The organism is Bacillus sp. 01N45 (genome assembly GCF_056399205.1).
This window is the reverse complement of the sequence record NZ_JBFTQW010000010.1, coordinates 124139-139820: the sequence shown is the minus strand read 5'-3', so window position 1 is coordinate 139820 and position 15682 is coordinate 124139. Positions and strand designations below refer to the sequence as shown.

Below are 15682 nucleotides of genomic sequence, written 5' to 3'. Positions count from 1 at the left end.
CCATAAGGCGATGCTTTTTCATTACGAATAGGATACAGTTTGTTCTTTTTCCTCTGTAGCTGGCTCTTCAGCATCTTTTTTACGATCTGACAGTTTAATCTTCTGTAAGAAAATTGTAAAGATAGCGCCTACTATGATAAATACTAATCCTGTTAAGAATACAGTATGAAGTGAGTCTACTAAAGAGTTTTTCAAGATTGGTACAATGCTGTTAGCGAATGCTTCTGGCATTTGTTTTAATGCTTCTGGACTAAATAGCATCGAATATAAACCTTGTGGATCTGTGTGAATCATATCTTTAAATTTCGTTACCATTTGGCCCGCTTCTTTCGGGAACGTATCTAATACAGGTACTAATTTATTTGTTAATGTTGTACCTGAAGTGTTATTCATGATTGACCCTAAAATTGTAATACCAAATGTTCCACCGATTTGACGGAAGAACTGACTTGATGATGTTACGACTCCAAGATCTTTTTTCGGGAAACTTTCTTGTAACGCTAATGTTAATGTCGGCATAACAAGACCCATTCCTAAACCGATAATACTCATATAGAAAGTAGCAGTAAGTTTAGTCGTGTGCATATCCATCGTTGTTAATAACCAGAAACCACCAGCCATAATAAGCATCCCTGTAATAATTTGTGGTTTCACACCAACTTTTAATACAAGTTGACCACCGATAATACTCATCACTATCATTGTAATCATCATCGGTGTCATAATTGTTCCTGATTCAGCAGCACTTACTCCTACAATTCCTTGCATGAAGAATGGTACGAACATAATCGCACCGAACATTCCGATACTCATAAAGAAACCAATCGCATTCAGTATTGTAAACGTGCGATTTTTAAAGAAATGCATCGGTAAAATCGGTTCTTCTGCTTTCGTTTCAACGATAACAAAGCTAATAATACCAATTAGAGCTAATGCAAATAAACCGATAATTTGCCAAGAATCCCATGGATAATCTTTTCCGCCAAACGTTAATGCAAGTAATAAACTTACAACACCGAGAATCATCGTAAAGATTCCAGCAATATCAATCTTGATCGGTCCTGTTTGTTTATGTGACTTTAATCCCATTGCAATAAAGATTGTTGCTAAAATACCAACTGGTAAGTTAATGTAGAATACCCATCTCCAGTTCACTGCGTCTACAATCCAACCACCCACTTGTGGTCCAATTACAGAAGCAAGACCGTATAACGCACCAAAAATACCTTGCCATTTCGCACGTTCTTTTCCCGTAAACATATCTCCGATAATAATCATAGCCATTGGCATCATAATACCGCCACCAAGACCTTGAATACCACGGAAAATAATTAATTCCGTCATACCATTTGCCATACCACATAACGCCGAACCAACCATAAAGATAACTAGTCCTGTAATATATACGTTACGACGGCCAAGTAAATCCGCTAATTTACCTGCAATTGGTACAACTGTCGTTGATGTTAACATATAAGCTGTTGTTAACCACGTCATTAAACTTAATCCGCCTAGTTCACCGACGATACGCGGCATTGCTGTACCAACAATCGTTCCATCTAATGCAGCAAATAGCATCGCGATTATTAAACCAATTAACAGCAACTTTCTATTTATGTTTTCTTGTTGCTCCATGTAATCTCCTCAATTCCTCTTAGTTATTCTCTTTTTTCTCTTGTGTCCCGCAAATAATTGTTTCTAACTTCTCAAAGAGGCGTAACAAATCTTCTCTTTCTTGTAATTCTAAATGTGAGAAATATTTTGCAATATGCTCATTACGAGCGGTCATTGCCTCTTCTACTCTAGCTTTCCCCTTTTTTGTTAACTCAATGATGACAACACGACGGTCATCTTTGTCGTGATAGCGTTCTACAAGCTCTTGGTCAATTAGGCGATCAATCATCACTGTAATTGCACTAGGCTTTACATACATCTTTTTTGCTAATTTTGTCGCTCTTGAAGCACCGTAATGATCTAAAATCTTTAAAATATAAAACTGCGGTGGTGTAAGTCCTGTTGCTTGCATTTGTTCTAATAACTCCGTCTGCATTTTCTTTCCAATCGAAAAGGCAAGAGCTTGAATTTTATCGATATGCGTCATATCATTTGGCATGTTATCCACCTCTTATTTAAGCAATAAAATATTTAACGTATTTAAATATTAATCCCGCAAACAAAATCCGTCAACACTTTTTATTTATAAAAACGTTTACATTTCTGTCACAAAGTTGTATAATTTTCGACGAAGTTAATATTGACAGTCACGGAGAATCGGAGTATACGGCTATGAATCATAAAAAAGGAAACTTTTTTATATTTCATGGCCTTTTTATATTCTCTCTGACTTACAACATTTCGAATTCATTAGGGGAGGATTTTCATTTTATGTTTTTCACACAATTATTTAAGCCTGCGCCCCACGCGGAACGCTTACCAGCTGATCGCGTTGATAGCGAATACCGTAAATTACGTTTACAAGTATTCTTAGGTATCTTCATCGGCTACGCAGGTTACTACTTTGTTCGAAAAAACTTTTCACTAGCGATGCCATACTTAATCGAACAAGGCTTTAGTAAAGGGGAACTTGGGGTTATCCTTTCAGCAGTATCTATCGCTTACGGATTAAGTAAATTTCTTATGGGTATCGTATCCGACCGTTGTAATCCTCGCTACTTTTTAGCAGCTGGGCTATTTTTATCAGGTATCATTAATATTATTTTCGGCTCATTTTCTTTCATTACAACGAGCATTATACTTATGTTTGTCCTTCAGTTTTTAAATGGATGGGTACAAGGTATGGGATGGCCTCCTTGTGGTCGTACGATGGTTCACTGGTTCTCTATTAGTGAACGTGGTACAAAAATGTCTATTTGGAACGTTGCTCATAATGTCGGTGGCGCGCTTATGCCTTCTCTTGTGACATTAGGCTTATACTTCTTCGCAAATGACTGGAAGAGTATTTTTTACTTCCCAGGTATTCTTTCAATTTTAGTTGGTATTTATGTATTAATTACGATGAGAGATACACCTCAATCTTGTGGATTACCTTCTATCGAAGAACATACTGGAGAATATCCATCAGATGAAAAAGTAAAAGATCGAGAACGCGAACTTTCAGTAAAAGAAATTTTATTTAAATACGTACTAAACAATAAATTTTTATGGTACATCGCTATCGCGAACGTTTTCGTTTATTTCGTACGTTACGGCGTTGTAGACTGGGCTCCTACCTATTTAGTAGAGGAAAAAAGTTTCACTCATAGTAGCTCCCGTACAGCTTACGCTCTATATGAATGGGCTGGTATTCCAGGTACACTTCTTTGCGGATGGATGAGTGATAAACTATTTAAAGGGCGCCGCGCACCTGCTGGTATTTTATTTATGGTTGGTGTATTTATCGCCGTTCTTGTTTACTGGCTAAACCCTCCTGGTAATCCAATGGTTGATAGTATCGCACTTGTCGCGATTGGATTTTTAATTTACGGACCTGTTATGTTAATCGGCCTACACGCACTAGACTTAGCACCAAAAAAAGCTGCTGGAACTGCCGCTGGTTTAACTGGGTTCTTCGGTTACCTAGGTGGAGCTACTTTTGCTAGCGCAGCTATGGGCTTTATCGTAGATGCATTCGGATGGGATGGCGGATTCATCTTATTACTTGTATCTTGTGTACTTGCAATGTTCTTCCTTGCTCTTACTTTAAAGACAGGATCTGCAAAACCAAAACAAGCTTAAGTACTAATATTATTCTTATCAAAAAAAGAGAGGCTGTTCTTTCCAGAACACCTCTCTTTTTTCTACATATAAATCTTTTTTCTTACAAAAGATTTATTCTCCTCTTTTTATATGTTAGCGTTTTCAACTAACTTCAATCCCTTATATAACAGCATTCAATCTCTGTATAAAAAGATTTTTGAATATTTTCTCAACTTATGCTTGTCAAACATTGTCAATTTATATTAAAATAACAACAACATACAAAATATTTAGTCTTTTCAGAAAAGATGGAGGGATAGCCATGAAGAATCCACTTCTTCGCATTGAAAACTTACAGACTTCCTTTCGCATACAAGATCACTATCATGCCGCAGTTGATGATGTTTCGTTAACTGTCCATGAAAATGAAATTGTCGCGATAGTTGGTGAATCAGGTTGCGGAAAAAGTGCACTTGCCCTTTCTATTATGCGACTGCATAATGAAGCAAATACAAAATTACAAGGGCAGCTTAACTATAGAGATAAGGATCTACTAACTATGTCAGCCGCAGAGATGAATAAAGTACGCGGATCAAACATCGGTATGATTTTCCAAGAACCTCTTACAGCACTCGATCCTCTTATGACAGTTGGAAAACAAATCGAAGAAAACTTAGACTACCACACAAGCCTTTCAAAAGTTGAAAAAAAAGAACGCACCTTAGAACTACTTCATCAAGTTGGTATTCCAAAACCAGAACTTACATATAAACAATACCCACACGAATTATCTGGCGGAATGAGACAAAGAATTGTTATCGCAATTGCAATTGCTTGTAACCCAGCACTCATTATTGCGGATGAGCCAACAACGGCTCTTGACGTAACCATCCAAGCACAAATTTTAGACTTACTAAAATCTATTCAAGAACAAACGAAAATGGGCATCATTTTAATTACTCATGATTTAAGTGTTGTCGCAGAAACAGCAGATCGTATCGTCGTTATGTACGCTGGACAAGTTGTAGAGACAGGAAAAGTTGAAGAGATTTTTAACAACCCTCTTCACCCATATACTCGTTCTCTATTAAACTCCATTCCATCTGCGTATGGTGAAAAAGAAAAATTGCATGTAATTCAAGGGGTCGTTCCTTCGTTAGCGAAGCTTCCTCGCACAGGTTGTCGCTTCCAAGCTCGAATTCCGTGGATTAGACCTGATCAACACGAGGAAAATCCAATTTTACATGAAGTAAAACCAGACCATTGGGTACGTTGTACTTGCTACAAGCATTTCAACTTCCAAGATAAGAAAGGAGATGACGTAGCTCATGGCACTGCTTAAAGTAGAAGATTTAAAAGTACATTTTCCAATTAAAGGTGGTTTCTTCGGCCGCACATTAGATTACGTGCGTGCTGTCGATGGTGTAAGTTTTGAATTACAACCGGGTGAAACATACGGGATCGTTGGTGAATCTGGAAGTGGCAAATCAACAACGGGTAAAGCAATTATGCATTTAACGAAAGCAACAGAGGGTAGCATTCATTTTAATAATAGAGATTTAACAAAATTAAGTCGCTCCGAGCTACGTGAACAACGAAAAGATATTCAAATGATTTTCCAAGATCCTTATTCATCATTAAATCCGAAGAAACGTGTTCTCGACATTATTGCTGAGCCTCTTCGAAATTTTGAGAAGCTCTCACCTGATGAAGAACGTAGAGCGGTTCAAGAATATCTTGATAAAGTTGGTCTAAATCCAGAGTCAATTTATAAATATCCACATGAATTTTCCGGCGGGCAAAGGCAGCGGATTGGTATTGCACGTGCTCTTACATTAAAACCGAAGCTTATTATTGCTGATGAGCCAGTATCTGCGCTTGACGTCTCTGTACAAGCACAAGTATTAAACTTCTTGCAAGATTTACAAGCTGAGCTCGGACTAACATACTTATTCATTAGTCATGATTTAGGTGTAATTCGTCATATGTGTGATCGTATCGGTGTTATGTATCGCGGACGCATTGTCGAAGAAGCAACTAGTGCAGAAATTTATAGTAATCCGCAACATATTTATACGAAGCGCCTAATATCAGCAATTCCTGATATTCGTCCTGAAAACAGAGAGAGACAGCGTAAGCTCCGTCAACAAGTAAGCTCTGAATACGAGAAATCATACGAAAATTATTTCAATGAAAACGGTCGTGCTTATGACTTAAAAGCAATCTCGCCAACGCACCGGGTGGCATTACCATAAGGGAGTGATAAAACATGTGGAAGTTTATATTACGGAGATTTTTAGTGATGATCCCGCAATTATTCGTGTTAAGTGTACTTGTCTTTCTATTAGCTAAGGCAATGCCAGGCGATGCCTTAACCGGCAGAGCAATGAATCCAAAAGCGGATCCAAAAGTGATTGAAGAACAACGTGAAAAGCTTGGATTAAATGACCCAGTTGCAACACAATATGTTCGCTGGATTAAAAATGCAGCCCAAGGTGACTTCGGTATTTCCTATGCACATAAAATGAAAGTAACCGATTTAATTGGAGAACGACTTGGAAATACAGTATCTTTAGCACTTGTTATTCTTATCCTTACCTATTTAATTGCCATACCACTAGGAGTTATAAGTGGGCGGTGGAATGATACATGGGCTGATCGACTCATTACCATTTACAACTATCTAGGTTTTGCTACACCACTATTTATATTTGCATTAATTATGCTCTTCCTATTCGGATTTAAGTTTGCAATATTCCCAACCGGCGGTAGCGTTGATCCTCAAGTTGCAACAGGTACATTTGCTTACTATTTAAGCAAATTGAATCACATGCTATTACCAGCTTTATCTGGTGCATTAATTGCGACAGTTGGTACGGTTCAATATTTACGAAGCGAAATTATTGATACGAAACATAAAGATTTTGTGCGTACAGTAAGAGCAAAGGGTGTTCCAGAATCAAAAATCTATTCTAGACATATTTTACGAAATTCATTCTTACCAATTGCAGCCTTCTTAGGCTATGAAATTACAGGATTAGTTGGCGGTGCCATCTTTTTAGAAAGTATTTTTAGCTATCCAGGAATTGGACAACTATTTATACAATCTATCTCTCAGCGTGATTTTAGTGTAATAACTGCACTCGTTATGTTTACTGGATTTGCAACGTTACTTGGAACTCTCCTTTCAGATATTATTCTAAGCATCGTCGATCCACGTATTCGTATTGATTAAAGAAAGGAGATGACGTTATGTTAGCAAACCCTGAAAAACAAACTGAAGTTATTCATTACGAAAAAAGCCCTTCTGGTTTCTCTATTATGTGGCGAGAACTTCGTAAAGATAAATTAGCAATGTTTTCACTTATTTTCCTAGCAATCTTATTACTAGCAGTCTACGCAACATCTTTTATTATGAAACAAGAAGATATTGTACGAGTTGATTTATTCGCTATTTATGCTCCTCCCTCTGCTGAACATTGGTTAGGAACAGATTACGGAGGACGCGACATTTTCGGCCAACTTATTATTGGTACACGTAACTCCTTTACAATTGGATTAGCAATTACTATTCTTTCTTGTGTAATTGGCCTTTCAATTGGATTAATTGCCGGTTATTTTGGAGGAGCAATTGATAATATCATTATGCGCATTATCGACTTTGTTATGGTTTTACCATTTTTAATGCTTGTAATTGTATTTATTACACTTGTTCCTACATTCAATATCTTCACTTTCATTTTAATTATGAGCGTGTTCTTATGGACAGGAAAGGCAAGATTAATTCGCTCAAAAGTATTAACTGAAAAAGAACTCGATTATGTCTCTGCATCAAAAACTTTAGGAACACCAAACTGGAAGATCATTCTTTTCCAAGTACTACCTAACTTAAGTTCCATTATCATTGTTAGCGTTACATTAAACCTTGCTGGAAACATCGGTATTGAATCTGGTCTAACCTTCTTAGGATTTGGTCTACCAGAAAGTACACCAAGCCTTGGTACACTTGTTAGTTACGCTAGAAATCCAGATGTATTACAAGAGAAATGGTGGATTTGGTTACCCGCATCAATCATGATTTTAACATTGATGCTGTGTATAAATTTTATTGGTCAAGCGCTACGCCGTTCGGCCGACGCAAGACAAAGAAAAGGATAAGGGGTGGAAGAAATGACAAATAAGCCAAAGTTTTTCAAAGTATTAAGTACACTTGCAGTTTCAACATTACTACTTTCAGCATGTGGGGGCAGTGGTGGTAGTGAAAAAACGAGCAGCACAAAAAAAGTAGATACAAATAAATTTAGTGCATCTGTTAAAAATGATAAAAAGGAAATTAAAGATGGTTCATTAACATATGGTCTTGTTTCTAACACACCATTTGAAGGACTTTTGAACTTCGCTGTATATGAAGGAGATCCTGATAACCAGGTCATTACAATTTTTGATGAATCTTTATTATCAAATGACGAAAACTGGGAATACACGAATGATGGTGCTGCTACATATGAAATTTCTAAAGATAAAAAGACAATTACACTAAAAATTAAAGATAATGTAAAATGGCATGATGGAAACCCTGTTACTGCTGAGGATTTAGAATACTCTTATCTAGTAATTGGTAGCAAACAATATGCTGGTTCTCGCTATGACACTCAAATGCAAATGATTGAAGGTATGGAAGATTACCACAATGGAAAAGCTGAAAAAATTTCAGGTATCAAGGTAACGGACCCAAAAACAATTTCGATTACGTTTAAAGAACCGAATCCTTCAGTGAAAACTGGACTTTGGGCATATCCTCTTCATAAAAAATACTTAGGAGATGTACCAATCGATAAATTAGCAGAGTCTGATAAAATCCGTAAAAACCCAATTGGTTTCGGACCTTTTAAAGTGAAGAAAATTACTCCTGGAGAATCCGTTGAATTTGAACGTTTTGATGACTATTATGGCGGAAAACCAAAGCTGAAAAGCATGGTTTTAAAAGTTGTTAACCCTTCCGTTGTTAACGCGTCCTTAAAAAATGGTGATATTGACATTGCTGAAGTAAGTGCAGATCAGTATCCAAATGTAAGTAAATTAAAAAATGCACAATTAGTCGGTAAAACCGATTTATACTATAGCTATATCGGCTTTAAGTTAGGCCATATGGATAAAGAAAAAGAAGAAGTAGTGATGGATAAGGAGAAATTTAAAGATGTTCGTGTACGTCAAGCAATGGCTTATGCTATTGATAGAAAAGAAATTGGTGAAAAATTATATCATGGCCTACGTTATCCAGCTAACTCACCAATCCCACCATCTCTACCAAAATATCATAACAATAAAGTTGGTGCCTATGATAAAGATGTAGAAAAAGCTAAAAAGTTATTAGATGAAGCTGGCTATAAAGATACGAACGGAGATGGATTCCGTGAAGATCCGAATGGTAAAGAATTTAAAGCTAATTTCTTATCAATGAGTGGTAGCGATGTAAGTGAACCACTTGCAAAATTCTTTATTCAATCTTGGAAAGACATCGGCCTAAAAGTAGAACTTCTTGATGGTCGCTTACACGAATTCAACTCCTTCTACGATATGATTAAAAAAGATGATTCAAAAGTTGATCTTTTCGCTGCCGCTTGGGGAACTGCATCTGATCCAGATCCTTCTGGTATTTGGGCTAAAGATGCAGCGTTCAATTACCCACGTTGGGCTACTGAAAAAAACACAGAATTATTAAAACAAGGTATTTCTCCAGAAGCTGCTGATGAAAAGTACCGTAAAGATGTATACGATAAATGGCAAAAATTAGTTCATGATGAAGTACCATTAATTCCACTTCATTATAAATTTGATTTAAAAGGTGTAAATAATCGCGTAAAAGATTATAAATATACACCAGAAGATCAATACAAATGGGGTAAAGTTAGCGTAACAAGCGATAAAGCAGAAACAGAGAAATAAGAAAATAGCTCCTAGCACTGAGGTACATGCTAGGAGCTATTTTTTATTTATAACCCTTCTCTCGCTATTAATAACAACCAATTCCTTTCCTACTGTAAGATTAAAAGATTTGATGAATCATCTTTATTACAACAGCTAACGTAACAGATGCAGCAAATCCTCCTAAACAAATTAAGCTTACCCCTTGACTGTATGAAAAATTTTGAAATGATTTCATTGCTTCCATCCTCCCTATCTCCCCTTTGATACTCTTATTTTACCAATGGGAAAATTTTCATAACATCGATTTTACTAACAACTAACTTACAAATTTGTAAGTTAATAATTTCCCTTTAAACTTATATATCTAGTATGTCCAAGCTCTCTCCCTTTATACGTCAAAAAAGACCTCGAATTATATCAAGGTCTTGCTTACACTACAAAATATCTCATTCAATTTACTTTATAATCATCACCGGGCATTTTACACGCTTTGCTATTTTATGACTGACACTACCAAGTACCATCTCTTGCAATGTATTTAACCCTCTACTGCCAGCGATAACGAGATCTATATCCCCTGTATTTACATATTGAACAATCGTATCTCCTGGATCGCCATGTAATATCGTAATTTTATAAGAAATGTTCTCTTTCTTTAATAAACCTTCAATCTCTTTTAATTTATCTTTTCGACTAGCCGATATTGTTTCTAAATCTGTTTGACCTTGTATAATATCTGATTTTGCCGTTCTATTATCTACTACGTACACAACTTCAACATTTGTTTCTTCGCTACATTTCGCAATATATGTTGCATGTTCCGCTGCTCGAAGTGCATGTTCAGAACCGTCACATGCTAATATAATTTGTTTGTACATATGCTGAATCCCCTTTTCGTTATCCTACCCGTATTATATAATAAAGCCCCCTAAAAAGGAGGCTTCTAACTTGCGATTCTTTTATTATAAGTAGCTAAATTTGAAATAATTTTCGAGCTTCGTTCATTTAATCCCGTTATACTTACTTTCACGTCACTTTGTTCATACTTCATGATAACTTTATCAATTGCGGCTACTGCTGAATCATCCCATACGTGTGCGTGAGTAAAATTCAACTCAATTTCTTTTACATCTTCCTCAAATGTAAAATTATTTATAAAGTCTGCTGTAGATGCAAAGAAAAGTTGACCATGAATTTCGTATATTTTCTTATTTTCAATATATAAATGTTTCACGTGAATCTTTGCCATATTGAATGCAAATAAAACCGCACTAATTACTGTTCCGATAATTACACCTAATGCTAAATTATGTGTAATTAAGACAATCACAACTGTTACGATCATAACAAATGCGTTTCCTTTTGGTACTTTATGAATCGTTGTTACAGAGTTCCAATCAAATGTTCCAATTGAAACCATAATCATAACTGCAACTAAAGCTGCCATCGGAATATGAACGACATAATCACCTAAAACGAACAGTAATACGATTAGAAATCCACCCGCTACAAATGTTGATAAACGACCTCGTCCACCTGATTTAATATTAATAACAGATTGTCCAATCATTGCACATCCTGCCATTCCTCCGAAGAAACCAGCGACAATGTTTGCGATACCTTGACCACGTGCCTCTTTATGTTTATTACTTTCCGTATGCGTCATATCATCTAAAACTGAAGCTGTTAATAAAGACTCTAGTAAACCGATAATTGCAAGCATAACTGCGTACGGTAAAATAATCCCTAATGTCTCAAGTGTAAAAGGCACGTCAGGCATGCTAAAGAACGGTAATTCTTTCGGCAAGCTTCCCATATCCCCTACTGTTTTTAACTGTAATCCGCTCATAAGTGCAATACTTGTCACAATAATAATGGAAATAAGTGTAGACGGTACAGCTGTCGTAATACGTGGAAATACATATATAATTACAAGTCCTAATGCGACAAGTGCATACATTTGCCAAGTTGCATTTTTAAAATGTGGCAATTGCGCTGTAAAAACTAAAATTCCAAGTGAATTTAAAAAACCACTCATAACAGATTTAGGAACAAACTTCATAAATGAGCTCAGTTTGAACACGCCAAAAATAATTTGGACAATACCGGTTAATATTGTTGTAGCAAATAAGTATTGCAAACCATGATCCTTAACGAGCGTGACCATTAATAATGCCATTGCACCTGTTGCAGCTGAAATCATCCCAGTTCGTCCGCCAACAAATGAAATGGTAACTGCAATACAAAAGGCTGCGTATAACCCAACGGTCGGGTCCACGCCTGCAATAACTGAGAAAGCAATCGCTTCAGGAATTAACGCTAAAGCAACGACAATTCCCGATAGCACGTCTCCTCTCACATTGGAGAACCAGTCATTTTTTATCGTTTGAAACAAAATACCACTCCTCTACTCTTTTATCATTTGATTTTCTCCATAAGAAAATCTCGGCCGACTGCACGAAGGATATTATATAACGAGTAGAGAGATTTTTGCTATGTAAAAGTTTCCTAAAGAAAAAGACGCTACCTTAGCAGCGCCTTTACTCACTTTATTAATGTCCACCGTGCCCTTGACCACTTTCTTGAACAATCTCTAGCCTCTCATCCAATATACCTTGTGTTTCAAATGAAATATCACTCGTACTTCCTAATAAGAAGCCGTGGTTATATGGTCCAAGCGTTGGGTCATCTTTAAACTTCGGCTGAATACTAGCAAGGAAGTCATACACTGGTTGTGAAGCTTTCCCTTCTTCTAACAATACAATAGGTGCGTGTTTACCCATATGTGAAAATGGTGCTCCTGCAACTGCTAAATCTGGTGTTTTGCTTGAAACAAATGATAAACCGTGACCTGGTTTTGTGAACCCCCAGCCAAATTTCGTTTTTTCATCTTTAAACTTCGCAAATGCAACCGAATTTTCTGTTGGAGTCTCTCCACTAATACGCGTTACTTTTCCGTATTTACTTAACTCTTTTGCTACTGCTTTTGAAATGATTTTTTCTGGTCCTAATACATATATATTCGCTTTATCTTTTCTCATTTTTAATGCCTCTATCGTCGCTTCTGGCACCTTATCTTTTTCTGTATATAAAAGCGGTTCTGGCATATGAGAAATCCAATTTACAGCTGGTGTTGTGTATAAACGCCCTTCTTCTTCAGACGAACCGATAATAACACTATTTGGATAACTTCCTGTTATATCGGCATATTCTTTATCCACATCTTTAGCAAATATAGCTGGATCCGTTTCTTTTATTTGCTTTACTTTATATGCTTTTAATTGCTCAAGGATAGATGGACCTACATCCCCCATCACCATAATTTGTGTTCCATCTTTCGTTCCGAGCGGATTTAATCGTTTTATTTCTTTTAACGTCATTTCGGGTACCTTTTCTTTTTCTATAAATAAAATTGGACCGTTATTCGGATGGTGAATAAGATCCGCACTCGCAATACCTAATTGCCACTCGTTTACTGGCACTAAAATAACAGCGCCTGGCTGATTCTCTTTATGCGTTGCTGGCCATATCGTTTGCGAAGTTACTACTGCCATTTGCAAAGGATCGTTTGTGTTTAATCTCGTTACATTTTTTAAACTTGTCGTTAATAAATCATTCGATGCACCTTCGTTCATTTCTTTCGGCGCAGTTACCTCCTGATTCATTTTCATTTCCGTTTGCTCTGTTTTTTTCTCTTCTTTAGATTCATGGTTTTTATGATCCGTGTTCGTTTGTCCACATGCAGCAAGACCAACTGCTGTAATTATTGTTATCCCAAAGATTCGGGTCATCTTTTTCACTATACCGCCTCCATATGAATCGTTTTCGAGCCAATATGATTACCTAAAATGGAATTTCAACTTTACAATAACAAGCAATTCTGAAGAAATTATGCAGATGCATGATAATCTGCACCATTTCTTCATGATTTTGACTTACAATTTAAGTAATAACTACAAATGCGGAGGTACTCTATGGTCGATATACTACTCGTAGATGATGAGCCGAGAATGCTTGAATTATTAACGCTTTATCTTACTCCAATCGGATATAACTGCGTATGTGCAGTGTCCGGGGAAGAAGCTATTTCACATATAGAAAATCGAAATTTCAAATTTGTTTTACTCGATATTATGATGCCAAAGATGGATGGATGGGAAACGTGCAAAAGAATTCGATCCTTTAGTAACGTTCCTATCATTATGGTAACGGCTCGTGATCAAACGGTAGATGTCATCCAAGGGTTAAAACTTGGAGCGGATGATTACGTAACGAAACCTTTCCATGAAGAAGAGCTTTTCGCAAGAATTGAAGCTGTTTTAAGGCGAACGAATCAACACGCGCAAATCCAATATCACGGCATTTTATGGGATGAGGCAAAGCATTTCGTTTCTGTCTATAATGAAGAACTTCTTCTCACTCCAATCGAATTCTCTTTACTCGGGTTATTTTTACGTCATGTGAACTACGTATTAAGCCGCGATCAGCTCATTGAACGAATTTGGGGACTAAATACAAATACAGAAGATAGAACAGTCGATTCACATATTCGTAATTTGCGTGATAAATTACGAAAAGTAAATTTCCCTATTGATCATCATTTAAAAACTGTTTACGGAGTCGGGTATCGATGGGTTGATACTCTAGATTAAGGAGCAAAACGATGAAGCGAATATCTATTCAACTCGGATTTTATTTTTTAATTGTTACACTTTTAATTGAAAGTGTTCTATTTGTCTTGCTTTATTATAGCCTTGTCAACAATAGAGTAAATGAAGAAATGACAGCTTTATTAAAGCGTGGAAATAGTCACCGAGATGTCCTTGAAAAGTATTTTGATAAGCAAACAATCTCCCATGTTGCCCTAATGGAATCTGAAGCCGAAACCACTGTCGTTATTACAAATGCCAATAAGGATGTGCTAGCTAAATCCAACGAAATAACTACTACTATAAAAAAGCATATTGAAAAGATGCAAACACGGACAGATCATGACGGAGCAATTATAGAGAATCATTGGAAAACATCTAATTATATATGTACAGTTAGCCCCATTATAGTGGCAGGAAAAACGGAAGGCTACGTATATATGTTTCTCGGAACGGAATCAATCGAGGAAATGGTTAACGGACTAACAAGACAATTCATTATTGCCGGAGTCATTACGTTTCTATTAACAGCCATCACCATCTTTCTCTTATCACGGTTGTTAACAAAACCATTGTTACACATGAAACATGCCACTGAAAAAATGAGTAAAGGCGATTTATCTGTTTCATTAACGACTACTCGAAATGATGAAATTGGTGAACTAACCTCATCTATTCAAACGCTTGCTAATGATTTACATTATATGAAAACAGAGCGAAGTGAATTTCTAGCAAGTGTTGCTCATGAATTACGAACACCGCTAACATACGTAAGAGGTTATGCTGACATTGCTTTAAAGGAAAACACATCTTCTGAGCAACGTTTGCGATATTTATCTATTATAAAAGATGAGTCTGATTATATTACGAACTTAGTTCAAGATTTATTTTCACTTGCACAAATGGAACAACATAACTTTTCTATTCAAGTAAAGGAAGTATATTTACACACCTTCCTTACTCGCATAGCCGAAAAAGTAAATGCCATGTATAAAGAAAGATACATTAAAGTTTCTTTCTCTTGTCCTCCTACCCTGCTAATAAACTTAGATGAACAGCGATTTGAACAAGTTGTGGTAAACATTTTAAATAACGCTTATAGACATTTACAAGAGCATTCTCATATAAATATTTCTGTTACAGAAGAACATAAACGTATTTCCATTACAATTGAAGATGAAGGCGAAGGTATTCCGCCTGAAGACCTCCCTCACATTTTCGACCGTTTTTATCGAGTTGATAAAGCAAGATCACGAGCTACAGGCGGAACTGGTTTAGGACTATCTATCGTGAAAGAAATTGTAGAACTACACGGCGGGAATATTACTGTAACGAGCGAAGTCGATCATGGGTCTTGCTTTATCATTTCATTGCCATCTATACAAAAACACGACTACTGATAGTAGTCG

Annotated in this window: 14 protein-coding genes; 8 read left to right on the top strand and 6 right to left on the bottom strand. The window is 36.5% G+C overall.

The features are described 5' to 3' along the window. Nucleotides 1-21: 21 nt before the first annotated feature. Nucleotides 22-1635, bottom strand: a complete 1614-nt coding sequence (locus tag AC1DMU_RS21770) for an MDR family MFS transporter (protein WP_088061886.1) — start codon at nt 1633-1635, stop codon at nt 22-24. Between the two features lie 19 nt (nt 1636-1654). After that, nucleotides 1655-2113: a MarR family winged helix-turn-helix transcriptional regulator gene (locus AC1DMU_RS21765; RefSeq protein WP_001132358.1), complete on the bottom strand. Its 459-nt coding sequence runs from the start codon at nt 2111-2113 to the stop codon at nt 1655-1657. Between the two features lie 272 nt (nt 2114-2385). Between AC1DMU_RS21765 and glpT the strand changes: the two genes are divergently transcribed. The 6 genes from glpT (at nt 2386) to opp4A (ending at nt 9642) form a co-directional block, all read left to right on the top strand. After that, nucleotides 2386-3735: a glycerol-3-phosphate transporter gene (glpT, locus tag AC1DMU_RS21760; protein WP_088061884.1), complete on the top strand. Its 1350-nt coding sequence runs from the start codon at nt 2386-2388 to the stop codon at nt 3733-3735. A 283-nt stretch (nt 3736-4018) separates the two neighbouring features. Further along, complete coding sequence (locus AC1DMU_RS21755; RefSeq protein ID WP_000795363.1) at nt 4019-5038, top strand: ABC transporter ATP-binding protein; 1020 nt, start codon at nt 4019-4021, stop codon at nt 5036-5038. Further along, entirely contained in the window at nt 5025-5951 is a 927-nt protein-coding gene (locus AC1DMU_RS21750) for an ABC transporter ATP-binding protein (protein ID WP_001196372.1), read from the top strand. Before AC1DMU_RS21755 ends, AC1DMU_RS21750 begins: the two co-directional genes overlap by 14 nt. A gap of 14 nt (nt 5952-5965) precedes the next feature. Further along, nucleotides 5966-6931: an oligopeptide ABC transporter permease gene (opp4B, locus tag AC1DMU_RS21745; RefSeq protein ID WP_088061882.1), complete on the top strand. Its 966-nt coding sequence runs from the start codon at nt 5966-5968 to the stop codon at nt 6929-6931. A 17-nt stretch (nt 6932-6948) separates the two neighbouring features. Further along, the gene (locus tag AC1DMU_RS21740) at nt 6949-7854 is read left to right on the top strand and encodes an ABC transporter permease (protein WP_088061880.1); all 906 of its coding nucleotides are present in this window, start codon (nt 6949-6951) and stop codon (nt 7852-7854) included. A 12-nt stretch (nt 7855-7866) separates the two neighbouring features. Continuing rightward, nucleotides 7867-9642, top strand: a complete 1776-nt coding sequence (gene opp4A / locus AC1DMU_RS21735) for an oligopeptide ABC transporter substrate-binding protein (protein WP_088061877.1) — start codon at nt 7867-7869, stop codon at nt 9640-9642. A 100-nt stretch (nt 9643-9742) separates the two neighbouring features. Here the strand turns inward: opp4A and AC1DMU_RS21730 are convergent, their stop codons facing one another. The 4 genes from AC1DMU_RS21730 to AC1DMU_RS21715 form a co-directional block, all read right to left on the bottom strand. Further along, on the bottom strand, nt 9743-9868 hold the full coding sequence (locus tag AC1DMU_RS21730; RefSeq protein WP_088061875.1) for a DUF4027 family protein: 126 nt from the start codon (nt 9866-9868) through the stop codon (nt 9743-9745). A gap of 211 nt (nt 9869-10079) precedes the next feature. Beyond that, entirely contained in the window at nt 10080-10502 is a 423-nt protein-coding gene (locus AC1DMU_RS21725; RefSeq protein ID WP_000277996.1) for a universal stress protein, read from the bottom strand. Nucleotides 10503-10567: 65 nt separating this feature from the next. Then, entirely contained in the window at nt 10568-12019 is a 1452-nt protein-coding gene (locus tag AC1DMU_RS21720; protein WP_088061873.1) for a SulP family inorganic anion transporter, read from the bottom strand. 157 nt (nt 12020-12176) lie between these two features. Continuing rightward, nucleotides 12177-13424 carry an ArsR family transcriptional regulator gene (locus AC1DMU_RS21715; protein ID WP_088061871.1) on the bottom strand — a complete coding sequence of 416 codons (1248 nt, stop codon included), beginning with the start codon at nt 13422-13424 and terminating at the stop codon, nt 12177-12179. A gap of 174 nt (nt 13425-13598) precedes the next feature. On the opposite strand from AC1DMU_RS21715, the gene AC1DMU_RS21710 reads away from it, so the two are divergent. Then, nucleotides 13599-14276, top strand: coding sequence for a response regulator transcription factor (locus tag AC1DMU_RS21710; RefSeq protein WP_088061870.1), 678 nt, complete (start codon nt 13599-13601; stop codon nt 14274-14276). Between the two features lie 11 nt (nt 14277-14287). After that, nucleotides 14288-15673 carry a sensor histidine kinase gene (locus AC1DMU_RS21705; protein ID WP_088061868.1) on the top strand — a complete coding sequence of 462 codons (1386 nt, stop codon included), beginning with the start codon at nt 14288-14290 and terminating at the stop codon, nt 15671-15673. The last annotated feature ends 9 nt before the right edge of the window (nt 15674-15682 follow it).

What these genes read in the sequence shown, in the direction of transcription:
- AC1DMU_RS21770 (WP_088061886.1), bottom strand. Translation starts at nt 1,635, where the DNA reads ATGGAGCAACAAGAAAACATAAATAGAAAGTTGCTGTTAATTGGTTTA.
- AC1DMU_RS21765 (WP_001132358.1), bottom strand. Translation starts at nt 2,113, where the DNA reads ATGCCAAATGATATGACGCATATCGATAAAATTCAAGCTCTTGCCTTT.
- glpT (WP_088061884.1), top strand. Translation starts at nt 2,386, where the DNA reads ATGTTTTTCACACAATTATTTAAGCCTGCGCCCCACGCGGAACGCTTA.
- AC1DMU_RS21755 (WP_000795363.1), top strand. Translation starts at nt 4,019, where the DNA reads ATGAAGAATCCACTTCTTCGCATTGAAAACTTACAGACTTCCTTTCGC.
- AC1DMU_RS21750 (WP_001196372.1), top strand. Translation starts at nt 5,025, where the DNA reads ATGGCACTGCTTAAAGTAGAAGATTTAAAAGTACATTTTCCAATTAAA.
- opp4B (WP_088061882.1), top strand. Translation starts at nt 5,966, where the DNA reads ATGTGGAAGTTTATATTACGGAGATTTTTAGTGATGATCCCGCAATTA.
- AC1DMU_RS21740 (WP_088061880.1), top strand. Translation starts at nt 6,949, where the DNA reads ATGTTAGCAAACCCTGAAAAACAAACTGAAGTTATTCATTACGAAAAA.
- opp4A (WP_088061877.1), top strand. Translation starts at nt 7,867, where the DNA reads ATGACAAATAAGCCAAAGTTTTTCAAAGTATTAAGTACACTTGCAGTT.
- AC1DMU_RS21730 (WP_088061875.1), bottom strand. Translation starts at nt 9,868, where the DNA reads ATGGAAGCAATGAAATCATTTCAAAATTTTTCATACAGTCAAGGGGTA.
- AC1DMU_RS21725 (WP_000277996.1), bottom strand. Translation starts at nt 10,502, where the DNA reads ATGTACAAACAAATTATATTAGCATGTGACGGTTCTGAACATGCACTT.
- AC1DMU_RS21710 (WP_088061870.1), top strand. Translation starts at nt 13,599, where the DNA reads ATGGTCGATATACTACTCGTAGATGATGAGCCGAGAATGCTTGAATTA.
- AC1DMU_RS21705 (WP_088061868.1), top strand. Translation starts at nt 14,288, where the DNA reads ATGAAGCGAATATCTATTCAACTCGGATTTTATTTTTTAATTGTTACA.